Origin of the sequence: Mesorhizobium sp. B283B1A, assembly GCF_020165735.1 — a bacterium.
GTDB lineage: Bacteria > Pseudomonadota > Alphaproteobacteria > Rhizobiales > Rhizobiaceae > Mesorhizobium > Mesorhizobium opportunistum.
Genome location: NZ_JAIUIQ010000020.1, coordinates 68,783 through 80,769, shown reverse-complemented (window position 1 = coordinate 80,769; position 11,987 = coordinate 68,783). Strand labels below are relative to the sequence as shown.

At 64.1% G+C, this 11,987-nt stretch carries 13 protein-coding genes; 5 read left to right on the top strand and 8 right to left on the bottom strand.

Translation table 11 applies throughout. The features are described from left to right. Nucleotides 1-48: 48 nt before the first annotated feature. A complete protein-coding gene (locus LB577_RS18650) occupies nucleotides 49-618 on the bottom strand; it encodes an NADPH-dependent FMN reductase (RefSeq protein WP_224687808.1) in 570 nt (189 codons plus the stop codon). A 213-nt stretch (nucleotides 619-831) separates the two neighbouring features. Here LB577_RS18650 and LB577_RS18645 point away from each other — a divergent pair, with 213 nt between their 5' ends. Beyond that, the gene (locus LB577_RS18645) at nucleotides 832-2,199 is read left to right on the top strand and encodes a cytochrome P450 (protein ID WP_224687807.1); all 1,368 of its coding nucleotides are present in this window, start codon (nucleotides 832-834) and stop codon (nucleotides 2,197-2,199) included. Nucleotides 2,200-2,252: 53 nt separating this feature from the next. On the opposite strand, the gene LB577_RS18640 is transcribed toward LB577_RS18645, so the two are convergent. Both LB577_RS18640 and LB577_RS18635 read right to left on the bottom strand, forming a co-directional pair. Then, complete coding sequence (locus LB577_RS18640; protein WP_224687806.1) at nucleotides 2,253-3,230, bottom strand: complex I NDUFA9 subunit family protein; 978 nt, start codon at nucleotides 3,228-3,230, stop codon at nucleotides 2,253-2,255. Between the two features lie 282 nt (nucleotides 3,231-3,512). Continuing rightward, nucleotides 3,513-3,794, bottom strand: coding sequence for a hypothetical protein (locus LB577_RS18635; protein WP_224687805.1), 282 nt, complete (start codon nucleotides 3,792-3,794; stop codon nucleotides 3,513-3,515). Here LB577_RS18635 and LB577_RS18630 point away from each other — a divergent pair. Continuing rightward, nucleotides 3,793-4,023, top strand: a complete 231-nt coding sequence (locus tag LB577_RS18630; RefSeq protein WP_224687804.1) for a hypothetical protein — start codon at nucleotides 3,793-3,795, stop codon at nucleotides 4,021-4,023. The genes LB577_RS18635 and LB577_RS18630 overlap by 2 nt on opposite strands. Nucleotides 4,024-4,036: 13 nt before the next feature. Here LB577_RS18630 and LB577_RS18625 read toward each other — a convergent pair whose 3' ends face one another. The 5 genes from LB577_RS18625 to LB577_RS18605 form a co-directional block, all read right to left on the bottom strand. Continuing rightward, nucleotides 4,037-5,038, bottom strand: a complete 1,002-nt coding sequence (locus LB577_RS18625) for an Ldh family oxidoreductase (RefSeq protein WP_140570568.1) — start codon at nucleotides 5,036-5,038, stop codon at nucleotides 4,037-4,039. A gap of 217 nt (nucleotides 5,039-5,255) precedes the next feature. Then, entirely contained in the window at nucleotides 5,256-6,065 is an 810-nt protein-coding gene (locus tag LB577_RS18620) for an ABC transporter permease (RefSeq protein ID WP_224687803.1), read from the bottom strand. Beyond that, complete coding sequence (locus LB577_RS18615) at nucleotides 6,065-6,778, bottom strand: ABC transporter permease (protein ID WP_224687845.1); 714 nt, start codon at nucleotides 6,776-6,778, stop codon at nucleotides 6,065-6,067. Before LB577_RS18615 ends, LB577_RS18620 begins: the two co-directional genes overlap by 1 nt. Before the next feature lie 159 nt (nucleotides 6,779-6,937). Beyond that, complete coding sequence (locus tag LB577_RS18610; protein WP_224687802.1) at nucleotides 6,938-7,735, bottom strand: transporter substrate-binding domain-containing protein; 798 nt, start codon at nucleotides 7,733-7,735, stop codon at nucleotides 6,938-6,940. Nucleotides 7,736-7,788: 53 nt separating this feature from the next. Further along, on the bottom strand, nucleotides 7,789-8,604 hold the full coding sequence (locus LB577_RS18605) for an ABC transporter ATP-binding protein (RefSeq protein ID WP_013891542.1): 816 nt from the start codon (nucleotides 8,602-8,604) through the stop codon (nucleotides 7,789-7,791). Nucleotides 8,605-8,814: 210 nt separating this feature from the next. Between LB577_RS18605 and LB577_RS18600 the strand changes: the two genes are divergently transcribed. The 3 genes from LB577_RS18600 to LB577_RS18590 are packed head-to-tail and all read left to right on the top strand — an operon-like array spanning nucleotide 8,815 to nucleotide 11,908. Further along, nucleotides 8,815-9,687, top strand: a complete 873-nt coding sequence (locus LB577_RS18600) for a dimethylarginine dimethylaminohydrolase family protein (protein WP_224687801.1) — start codon at nucleotides 8,815-8,817, stop codon at nucleotides 9,685-9,687. Then, a complete protein-coding gene (locus tag LB577_RS18595; protein ID WP_023775881.1) occupies nucleotides 9,657-10,331 on the top strand; it encodes a TetR family transcriptional regulator C-terminal domain-containing protein in 675 nt (224 codons plus the stop codon). The genes LB577_RS18600 and LB577_RS18595 overlap by 31 nt, the downstream gene beginning before the upstream one ends. Beyond that, nucleotides 10,328-11,908, top strand: coding sequence for a 5-guanidino-2-oxopentanoate decarboxylase (locus tag LB577_RS18590; RefSeq protein ID WP_224687800.1), 1,581 nt, complete (start codon nucleotides 10,328-10,330; stop codon nucleotides 11,906-11,908). The genes LB577_RS18595 and LB577_RS18590 overlap by 4 nt, the downstream gene beginning before the upstream one ends. The last annotated feature ends 79 nt before the right edge of the window (nucleotides 11,909-11,987 follow it).

Below are 11,987 nucleotides of genomic sequence, written 5' to 3'. Positions count from 1 at the left end.
CCATTCCACCTCTTTATCGCGCGGGCAAGCCGGCTCGAACCGGCTCGTTCAGGCCGCGCGCATCGGCTTCAGTGCCTCGCTCCAGCGCGACAGCTCGTCCAGCATGGTCTTGGCTCCGCCAGCCACCTGCTCGCTGGCGTTGAAAGCGCGGTTTTCGTCGAGCAGCTTCTGGTACATCGGCAGCGCGACGCCTTCCGGGATAGGCATGATTCCGACCGATGTCAGCAACGGCTTCAGCGCCTGCGCCGCGCGCAGGCCACCGGAAACGCCGCCATAGCTGAAAATGGCGGCGGGTTTGTATTTCCATTCCCGCGCGAGGTAATCGATCGCGTTGACGATCGCCGGCGCGACGAAATAATTGTACTCCGGCGCCACGAACACAAACGCGTCGGCGGCGTCGGTCGCCTTCGACCAGGCCTTGGTGTGGTCGTTCTGGTAATTGCCAAGTCTCGGATGGTGTGGCTCGTCCAGCACCGGCAGGTCGAACGCCGCGATATCGGTCAGCACCGGCTCGAATTTTCCATGCTCGCGCGCGAACGCCTCCAGCCACTCGGCAAAAACCGGACCGGCGCGGCCGGGCCGCGTGCTGCCGATGATGATGTTCAACTGGTGCTTCAAGGCGGGCTCCTTCTATTGGCGGTATCCGTTGGTGACGGTCCCTACGGCAGAGCGCAGCGACGGACAAGGCGGGAGCCTGCGCCCGGCGGTCACGATCGGATGAACAAACCGTCTGCTTTCGCTTCTCGTGCTGGCCTGGTTCGTCCTGCCGTTCGGCCACATGGACGCCCGCATCGCCAGTCACTACATTGAGGGCGAACAGCGGAGCACTTCATGGACACGCAGCCCGCCCCATTCGTTCCGCCCGCGCCGAAGCCGCGCACGTCGCCGCCTTCGACGCTGGAGATGATCCGCATCGTCTACCGCAACCCGCTCGAACTTTGGGGCGAGCAGACCTACAACGAACCCTGGATTTCGGCCAACGGCGCCGGCGGGCCGCTGGTCATCGCCAACGACCCCGGTCTTATCCGCCATGTGCTGGTCGACAATGCCAGGAACTACAAGATGGCGACGGTGCGCCAGAAGATCCTGCGCCCGATCCTGCGCGATGGCCTGCTGACCGCCGAGGGCGAGGTTTGGAAGCGGTCGCGCAAGGCGATGGCGCCGGTGTTCACCCCGCGCCACATTTTTGGCTTCGCCCAGCCGATGCTGAAGCGCACGCGCGAGTTCGCCACCCGCTACGAAGCGGGCGGCATGTCCGATATCGCCCATGACATGACGATGCTCACCTACGACATCCTGGCCGAGACGCTGTTTTCCGGCGAGATCGCCGGCGAGCAGGGCAGTTTCGCCAATGAGATCGATCGTCTGTTCGAGACCATGGGCCGTGTCGATCCGCTCGACCTGTTGCGCGCGCCCGACTGGCTGCCGCGGCTCACCCGCATCCGCGGCCGCAAGACCATGGCCTATTTCCGCAAGATCGTCACCGACACGGTCAAGATGCGCGAAGAGAAGGTCAGGCGCGATCCCGATGCCGTGCCGCAGGATTTCCTGACGCTCCTGCTCAAGGCCGAAGGCCCGGAGGGGCTGACACGGGCCGAGGTCGAGGACAACATCATCACCTTCATTGGCGCCGGCCATGAGACCACGGCGCGCGCACTCGGCTGGACGCTTTATTGCCTGGCCGAATCGCCATGGGAGCGCAACAGGGTCGAACAGGAGATAGATCACGTGTTGGCGCGCGAAGCCGATCCGACGAAGTGGCTGGACGCCATGCCATTGACGCGCGCCGCCTTCGAAGAGGCGCTCCGGCTCTATCCGCCGGCGCCATCCATCAACCGTGAGCCGATCGTGCCCGAGATGTGGAAGGATCTTTACATCCCCAAGCACGCGGCCGTGCTGGTCATGCCATGGGTCGTTCACCGCCACCGCAAGCTTTGGGACAGGCCCGATGCCTTCCTGCCGGAGCGCTTTCACCCAGGAAACCGCGAAAAGATCAACCGCTTCCAGTATCTACCGTTCGGCGCGGGGCCGCGCGTCTGCATCGGCGCCAGCTTCGCCATGCAGGAGGCGATCATCGCGCTCGCCATCCTGCTATCGCGCTTCCGCTTCGATGTGACCGCTGAAACGAGGCCCTGGCCGGTGCAGAAACTCACCACGCAGCCGCAAGGTGGCTTGCCCATGCAGGTCACGCCCCGCTAGGCGTGCCAATAGTCAGGTGGTGCCGGCCTGACCTTTGGATCGGTTGCGGCAGTTTATGCCGCGGGCTTGCGCTGCTGGAACTGGCCGGCGGCGCGGAAGCGCCAGAGATAGCTGGGCAGGACCGTCGCGATCGATTGCGGCTGGATGCCCAGCCCGGTGAGTGTCCGGTTGGCCTTGGCCGCCGCGTCGGAAACGATGTTGTGCTCGCGCAGCTGCCTCACCTGGTCCTTGGTCAGCAGCGGATTGGGCAACAGTCCGAGGATAGAGGCCTGGATGTTGGCCACCCACCACGGCACCGGCACCAGCAGGCGTTTGCGCTCGATCACCTCGAGCAGCTCTTCCATGCATTCCTTGAAGGTGAGCACCTGGGGGCCGCCAAGCTCGTAGATATGGCCGCCATCGACCTTGCCGTCGACCGAGCGCGCCACCGCTTCGGCGACATCGCCGACATAGACCGGCTGCAGCTTGTTGTTGCCGCCGCCGATCAGTGGCAGCACCGGTGAATAGCGCGCCATATTGGCGAAGCGGTTGAAGAAGGAGTCCTCAGGCCCGAAATTGATTGATGGCCGGAAGATCACGGCATCCGCGATCGTCTCCAGCACGGCCTTTTCGCCAAGCGCCTTGGTGCGCGCGTAATCCGATTGGGAGTTCGGATCGGCGCCAATCGCCGAAATATGGGTGAGGCCGGCGCCGACGGAGCGCGCCGCTTCGGCCACCGCGCGGGCGCCGAACTCGTGCACGGCGGAGAATTTCTGCCGGCCGCTCTCATGCAGGACGGCGACCAGGTTGATGACGTGATCGGCGCCTTGGACGGCGCGGTCGACCGACCAGCGGACCCGCACATTGGCCTGTACCGGCTGGATCTGGCCGACATTGCCGAGCGGCTGCAAATGGCCTGCAAGGTCAGGCCGCCGGCAGGCGACCCGGATGCGATAGCCGCGCTTGGCCAGCGCGCGCACGACATGGCGGCCGACAAAGCCGGACCCGCCAAACACGACGACGAGCTTCGGGGTCTGCAGGATTTCGGTCATGGCGGGCTCCGGCGCACGTTCCAGATGGCTTGGCTGAAGCCGTTTCATAGTCCGTTTTGCGCCAAAGGCAAAGGGTGACGCTACGTCGCTGTCACCCTTGTCTCCGAGCAATTCCAGGAAAAGTGCAAGGCGGTTCTTCCTTGGGAATTGCGTCAGGACAAAAACACCCCAGAACGCCTTGCCGATGCGGGCGTCGACGCAGAAAACCCCGCCGAAGCGGGGTTTTCCGGATGACATCATGCGAAGCCAGGGGCCGACGGAGCGGCCTGACCTGAGACGGTATCAGGAGGGCGTGAAGCAAGTACGCCCACCCCAGCCCTGAACATCCGACATGGTGCCACCAACCTTCTTGCAGGCCGCGACGAAATCGGCGCTGCAATTGGCGAATTTGGCGTGGCCGTTCTTGCAGTAGTGGTCCTCGGTGGCGCCGCCGCTCGGGGCGGTGATGACGCCGGGCGTGGACGGTTTCACCGAAGCGGCCTTCAATGTGGCTGCCTGGGTGGCGCCCATGAACGAGCCGAGAAGAAGGACCGCGGTGAGTATGGTGATCTTGGTGTTGGTCATGGCAATTTTCCTTTTGATTTCGGTTGGGTTTTCCGAGGCGCGAAGGGACATCCTCCGCGTGAAGCAGGCTTTCGCTTTCGGTTTGCTGTTTCCCCCGGTTTGGATCGGGCAAGCTCGCCTTGCCCTGGACAAAGCTGGGTGTTTGCAACGCGCAAAAAGGTTCAGCAGCGCGCAGAAAAAAACGCACCGCGCCGCTCTCTGCGCCGGCGGCTTTCAGGTAACTGTCTGAAATATTGGGCTGTTCAGGCCGAATAGCGCTCGGCGAATTCGGAAATGCGCTGCACGACCGCCTTCGGCGCGGTGATGCCGCGTGCCTGCGCCTTCTCGGCTGCCTCTGCCCGGGCGCGCCCCGGCACATGCACACCGTAGCGGCGGCGCAGCCGGTCGAGTTGGTCCTTCATGCGCTGCTCGAAATCCGGATCGAGCAGCTTGGGTTCGACGGCAAGCACGAACAGGCCGGTTCCGGGGCTGTCCGGGCCGCCGCTGAACCATGGCGCGTCGAGCGACCAGTTGGCGCCCGACAGGCCGGCCGCCAGCACTTCGACCATCAGCGCGATGTTGGCGCCGCGCTGGCCGCCGAAAGCAAGCATGGCGCCCTTCATGGCGGCCGCCGGATCGGTGGTCGGGTTGCCGCTCTCGTCCAGCGCCCAGCCTTCGGGAATTTTCTTGCCGTCCTCGGCCGCCTTGCGGATGTTGACGAAAGCGGTGGCGCTCGATGACTGGTCGATGACCAGCGGCGCGCCGTCGGCGGCAGGGGCGGCGAACGACATCGGGTTGGTGCAATAGACCGGCTTGACCGAGCCGGAGCCGGCCAGAACGGCCGGGCCATTGGTGGCGGCGAACGACACCAGCCCCTGCGCCGCCAGCCGGCCGGTGAAGTAGCCGAGCGCGCCGCATGTATAGGCATTCTTCTGCGAGAAGATGGCGACGCCGAACAGCCTTGCCGCCTTGGCGAGGTCGTCGATGGTGCGGTCGAAGCCGGTATGCGCCAGCCCGCCGCGCGCGTCGGAGAGATAGACCGCCAGCGCCGGCCTCGTGATCACCGGATCGGCATTGCCGTCGATGCGGCCGGCCTCGAGCGCTTCGAGATAGTCGATGAAATGCGTGAGCCCGACGCTCGAAAGCCCTTCCGCCTCGGCCGAAATGATGGAGGCGGTGAGCGATTGCGCCGCTTCCTCATTGGCGCCGGCGCCGAGTGCCGCCATCCGGCACAGTCCTCTTGCCTGGTCGAGACTGAGTTGCATCGTAGCTGCCTTTAAGTGGGTAGGGAGTGGTGGGTAGTGAATAGAGGATGCGGCGAGCCGCTTCCACTCACTATTCGCTACTCACTCCTCACGAGAGCAATTCCAGGAAAAGTGTGACACGGTTTTCCCGGGAAAAGCGCGTAGCGCTTTCCCTTGGGAATTGCGTAAAAACAAAGAGATAGAGCGGTTCGCCGTTTCCGTGAAACGGTGAAATGCTCTAGCCGATCTTGTTCGGGATGCGCGCCTCTATCCTGCCGAAGGCGAACACCAGGATGCCGGTAATCGTCATGTAGATCAGCGCCAGCAGCAGCAAGGGTTCATAGGTGAGGTAGGTGTCCTGCCGCACCTTGGACGAAACGGCGAAGATATCGATGACGCTGATCGTCGCCACCAGCGGCGTCGATTTCAATTGCAGCACGGTCTCGCCGGTCAGTGTCGGCAGCGCCCTGTAGAAGGCCTGCGGCAGCCAGATGCGCCGAAAGATTTTCCAGCGGCTCATGCCAAAGGCGCGAGCCGCCTCCAATTGTCCCTTAGGCACGCCGGCAAAGGCACCGCGCATCACCTCGCCCTCGTAACCGGCGAACGACAGGGTCAGCGCCAGCACGCCATAAGGCCAGGCTTGCCGCAGATACGGCCACATCCACGATTCACGGATCCACGGATATTGGGGAAACAGCGAACCCAGACCGTAATAGAGCAGCCACAGCTGGATCAGCAGCGGTGTTCCCCGGATCACCGTACAGAAGGCCTTGGCTGGTGCCGCGAACCAGAACGAGCCGGTGGCCTGCGCCAGCCCGAGCGGCACGGCGAACAGGAAGCCCAGCACGCAAGTGACGGCCAGGATCCACAGCGAGCGCCAGATGCCGATCAATCCCATTTCCCAATATTGCGGCAGCCAATCCCAGCGCATGAAAAACACCGCCGACAGCACCAGCGCCAGAGCGATCAGGATCAGCACGATGCGGTGCGGCTGCAGCCACAGCGATGTTCGCGCGACAACGTTGATGATGGCCGCTTCGTTCGCCATCAGCGTGTTTCCTTGAGCGAAGGCATGCCGCGCCGCGACCATGCCTCGACGCGGCCGATGAGGAAATTGGAAATCAGCGATAGCAGCAGGTAGAGAACGGCTGCGGCGAAAAAGAAGGTGAAATAGGCTTTGGTGACGCCTGCGGCCTGCCGCGTTGCCAGCGCCAGTTCGTAGAATCCGACGACCGCCAGCAGGGCGGTGTCCTTGGTGGCGATCAACCAGAGATTGGCGAGGCCCGGTATGGCAAACGGCAGCATGGCCGGCAGTGTTATGCGCCGCAGCATCAGCCCGGGAGACATTCCGTAGGCACGGGCGGCTTCGATCTGTCCCTGGGGAATAGCCAGGATCGCGCCGCGTATCACCTCCGTCGAATACGCGCCCTGGACGAAGCCGAGCACGGCGATGCCGGCGGCAAGGCCACTGATGTCGATGCGCTGATAGCCCATTGCCGTCAGCGCCTGGTTGATCAGATCGGTTCCGGCATAATAAAGCAGCAGGATCAGCACCAGTTCGGGCACGGCGCGCACTATGGTGGTGTAAACCGCCAGCAGATCGCGTACCACCGGGCCGCCATAAAGCTTGCCGAAGGCGCCGCCAGTGCCGATCAAAAGGCCCAGGCAGGTGGCCCCGAGCGCGATCTCGATCGAATGCAGGAGTCCGAACAGAAGCGTTCCGCCCCAGCCTGGCGGATAGGGCGAGAGCAGTTCGATGATGCCGGCCGCGGAGGCCGAAAGAAATGCGTCGATCAGCGTCGCCCCCGAATTGCTGGCGTCTGCCGCTGTCAATTCTCGTCAGCGGCAAGCGTGCCTGGACAGGTTTCGGCGAAACCGCACGGCGGATGCCGTGCGGCTGTTGCTCATGCCTTGGCGATGTCAGTTCGACTGCGGATCGTCACCATAGACATCGAAGTCGAAGTATTTCTTGGTGATCTCGGCATATTTGCCGTTCGCGCGGATGGCTTTGATGCCGGCGTTGATCTTGTCCTTCAGCTCTGTGTCTTCCTTGCGGAGGCCGGCGCCGACGCCAGGTCCAAGGACCTCGAGATCAGGAGCCACGTTGCCCTTCATGTCGCAGCACGCCTTGCCCTGATCGGATTTCAGAAACTCGCCAAGCGCGATGGCATCGGCTTGCACCGCGTCGACGCGGCCGGCGGCGAGATCCTGGTTGGCTTCGTCCTGGGTCTGGTATTCCTTGATCTCGGAAGCCGTGGCGCCGAAGTGCTTCTTGGCGTAAACGGCATGCACGGTCGACACTTGGACGCCGACCACCTTGCCCTTGAGGTCTTCAGGCGTGGCGCCGAACTTCTGGTCCTTCGGTCCGATGATGGCGGTCGGCGTGTTGTAGTACTTGTCCGAGAAGGCGATCGTCTTCTCGCGCTCGGCGGTGATCGACATCGAAGCGGCGATCAGATCGATCTTCTTGGTCGTCAGCGCCGGGATGATACCGTCCCAGGCGACCGGGGTGATGACACAGTCGAGTTTCTCCTCGGCGCAAACGGCGTCGATGAATTCGATCTCCCAGCCGACCCACTTGCCCGAGGCATCCGGCGAGGCGAAGGGCGGATAGGGTTCGGCGGCGACGCCGACCTTCACCGGGTCGGCCTTGGCCACGCCTATGGCGGCGACGCCGAGCAGCAGTGCCGCGGCGAATGTCTTCAGAACAGTCTTCATTTCAAACTCCCAGTTGTTGTTGGTTCCCGGTTTTCTTCCGTCCCGGCCTGTCCCTAGCCGATGTTGCGGATGAACTGCTTGAGCCTTTCGGATTTCGGTGCGCCGAAGATCTGCTCCGGCGGCCCTTCTTCCTCGACCAGCCCGTTGTAGAGATAGACGACGTGGGTCGCGACCTCGCGGGCGAACTTCATCTCGTGGGTGACCAGCACCATGGTGCGGCCTTCGCGCGCCAGGTCGCCGATCACCTTCAGCACCTCGCCGACCAGTTCGGGGTCGAGCGCCGAGGTCGGCTCGTCGAACAGCATGACGCGCGGATTGATGGCAAGCGCGCGAGCGATCGCGGCGCGCTGCTGCTGGCCGCCTGAAAGATAGGCCGGATAGACATCGCGCTTTTCGGCAAGCCCGACGCGCGCCAGCAATTTCTCGGCCTGGGCGATCGCCTCGTCGCGCTTGACGCCGAGCACATGCACCGGAACCTCGATGACGTTCTCGATCAGCGTCATGTGGCTCCACAGGTTGAAATTCTGGAACACCATGCCGAGCTTGGAGCGGATGCGCTCGATCTGCTTGCGGTCCGCCGGAACAGTGTGGCCATAGCTGTCGGCCCTGAGCTTGATCTCCTCGCCATTGACGCGGATGATGCCGCTGGTTGGATTTTCCAGGCAGTTGATGCAGCGCAGCAGTGTCGATTTGCCCGAGCCCGAGCCGCCGATAATGGCGATCACCTCGCCGTCGCGCGCCGACAGCGACACGCCCTTCAGCACGTGCAGTTCGCCGAATTTCTTGTGCAGGTTCTCGACGTGGATGGCTTCGGCGGCACCGTCCTGCACCTTGCCGGATTGGACTGTGGCAGCTTCCACCACGGTCACTGGGTGACCTCTGTAGGGTCGGCGGTTCGTCGAACGTCTATCCAGCTAATCAACATATACGCTGTACTGCCCACTCCAGACTTCAGCATGGACCCAACGGCGAGAGCCCGTCAATCCTGCTCATTACGGCACTTGCGAGCTTGTTGTGCAAGTGTATAAATAGCCTTCCATGAAATTTTTTCGATTTTTTTCAGCAGAAAAAGGGCCTCTATGAGCGCTTTCGGATCACAGTCCATGGCGGCACCGCTGCGACGCGTGCTGATGCGGTCGGCGGCCAACGCCATGCGCAATGCCGACAGGGCTGCCTGGCACTATGGCCCGGGTTTCGACCCGGCGAAAGCGGCATCGCAGCACGCGCTCCTTGCTGAACTGGTGACGGCTTCCGGTGCCGAGATCGAATGGATCGAGGACACCGCGGATGGACTTTCGGACTCGGTGTTCACGCACGACCCGTCGCTGATGACCGACCGCGGCGCGTTGATCCTGTCCATGGGCAAGCCCTTGCGCGCCAGGGAGCCCTCGCTGCATGAGGAAACCTACCGAAGGCTGGGCATTCCAATCCTCGGCCGGGTCGAGGCTCCCGGCCAGGTCGAAGGCGGTGATTGTGTATGGCTTGATGCCCGCACGCTGGTGATCGGGCGCGGTGTCCGCTCCAACCAGGAAGGCATCCAGCAGGTTTCCAACCTGCTGACGCCGCTCGGCGTTTCCGTCTACGGCTTTGACCTGCCGCTGTGGCAGGGCGAGGAGGCGTGCCTGCATCTGATGTCGGTGATCAGCCCGCTGGCCGACGACCTCGCACTGGTCTATTCACCGCTTTTGCCGGCTCCGTTCTATCAGATGCTGAAGGCGCGCAACATCCGCCTGGTCGAAGGCGACGCGGAAGAGTTCGCGGCTTCCAATGGCCTCAGCCTGAACGTGTTGCCGACCAGCCCGCTCAAGGTCATTGCCGTTGCAGGCTTTCCAAAGACCAAAGCCGCGATGGAAGCCGCCGGCTGCACGGTCGAAATCTTCGAGGCGGATGCGCTCTGCATCGCCTGCGAGGGCGGGCCGACATGCCTGACGCGGCCGATCCTGCGCCAATGAATACGCCATCCCGCCGCAGCTTCCGTCGCGAGGGCGAGGAGCGGCGGCGGCAGGATCTGATCGAGGCCACCCTGGACAGCGTGGCGGAACATGGCCTGCAGGGCGCCACCTTGCGCACCATCGCATTGCGGGCCGGCGTCACCGCCGGGCTGATCCGGCACTATTTTCCCAGCAAGGAAGAATTGCTGCAGGAAGCCTATGCGGCGCTGATGGGCCGCATGACCGAGCAGGCGAAAGCGGCGTTGGTCATGGAAGACGCCTCGCCTCGTCAGCGTCTTGCGGCTTTCATCACCGCCAACCTCGATGCGCCGATCATCGATACGCGGGTGTTTTCGCTCTGGGCAACCTTCATCGGCCGCGCCAGCGCGGATCCGACCCTGGCTCATGCCCACCGCGAAGGCTACCTTGGTTTTCGCAATGAGGTGGAGGCGGTTGTGGCCGAGGTACTCGCCGCCGAGCAGCGCAATCCGGACACAAGCCAATTGCGCCACCATGCCATCGCGATCAATGCGATCATCGACGGACTCTGGATCGAAGGCTGCCTGGCCGGCGAGATGTTCTCGCCCGGCGAACTGGCGGCGATTGGCATCAAGACCGTCGAGGCCGAACTGGGCCTCGAGCCGGAAGGGGAGGAAAACCAATGACGACACTCGGCGAAGCCCTCATCACGCTGCTTGAAGCGCATGGCGTCGATACCGTCTTCGGCATTCCAGGCGTCCACACGGTCGAGCTCTACCGTGGCCTGGCGCGCTCGAAAATCCGTCACGTCACGCCGCGCCATGAGCAGGGCGCCGGCTTCATGGCCGACGGCTATGCCCGCGCCAGCGGCAGGCCCGGCGTCGCCTTCGTCATCACCGGACCGGGGCTGACCAACACCATCACCGCCATGGGCCAGGCGCGCGCCGATTCGGTGCCGATGCTGGTCATCTCGGGCGTCAACGCCATGCCGACGCTGGGCAAGGGGCTGGGCTTCCTGCATGAGCTGCCGGATCAGCGCGGCATGATGGAAACGGTGGCCCTGTTTTCGCAACGCATAACCGAAGCCGATGAATTGCCCGGCGCGCTGGCACGGGCCTTCGCGCTGTTTTCGTCTTCCCGCCCCGGCCCGGTGCATATCGAGATCCCGACCGATGTCATGGTCGAGCCGGCGGACGGCATCGCCGCCCTGTTGAGCAACGTCGCACCGCCGGCGCCCGACGGCGCGGCAATTGCGGATGCGGCCAAACTCATCGCCGCCGCGCGCCGTCCGCTGATCCTTGCCGGCGGCGGCGCCAAGCGTGCCGACATGGCGCTGCGTCGCCTGGCCGAGACGATGGGCGCACCGGTCGTCGAGACCACCAATGCGCGCGGCCTGCTGCACCGCCATCCGCTCTGCGTTCCGGCAAGCCCGAGCCTGAAGGCGGTTCGCGCCCTGATGGCGGACGCCGATCTGGTGATTGCCGCCGGCACGGAATTCGGGCCGACCGACTATGACGGCTATGGCGACGGCGGCTTCGTCCTGCCTTCCAATCTGATCCGCATCGACATCGGCGCCGACCAGCTTGCGCGACGTCCGGTGACGGTCGCCATCCAGGCCGATTGCACCGAGGCGATCGAGGCCCTGCTTGCCGCGATCGGCGCCGCTCACCCGGCCGCGCCGGACGGCCAGGTACGCGCCGCGGCTGCACGCGAGGCCGGCTTTGCCGAGCTGAGCCCGGCCTATGTGGCGCAGGTGCATGCGGTGGAAATGATACGCGACACCTTGCCGGGCGCGATTATCGTCGGTGATTCGACACAGCCGATCTACGCCGCCAACCTCTACTATGATCACGACCGGCCAGGCGGCTGGTTCAACGCCTCCACCGGCTTCGGCGCGCTCGGCTACGGCCCGCCGGCGGCGATCGGCGCAGCACTTGCCGTGCCCGATGCGCCGGTCATTTGCCTGACCGGCGACGGCGGGTTCCAGTTCACGTTGCCGGAGCTCGGCGCGGCGCTCGATGCCGCGGCCCCCGTCATCTTCATCGTCTGGAACAATCGCGGCTATCGCGAGATCGAAACCTCGATGCTCGATGTCGGCGTGGAACCTGTCGGCGTATCGCCGGCGCCGCCGGATTTCTGCAAGCTGGCCGAGGCCTATGGCATCGGCGCCGAACGGCTGGCCGATGTCGGCGCCTTGCCGCGGGCCCTGAAGCGCGCCCGGGCGACGGGACTGCCATGCGTCATCGAAATCACGATCGATTGAAGCCTTCGGGACAGCGTTGATTTTCCATCCAGTATCGTATCCTTCGCCGGCTTGGCTTTTGCGCAGGTTGAGCCGCGCG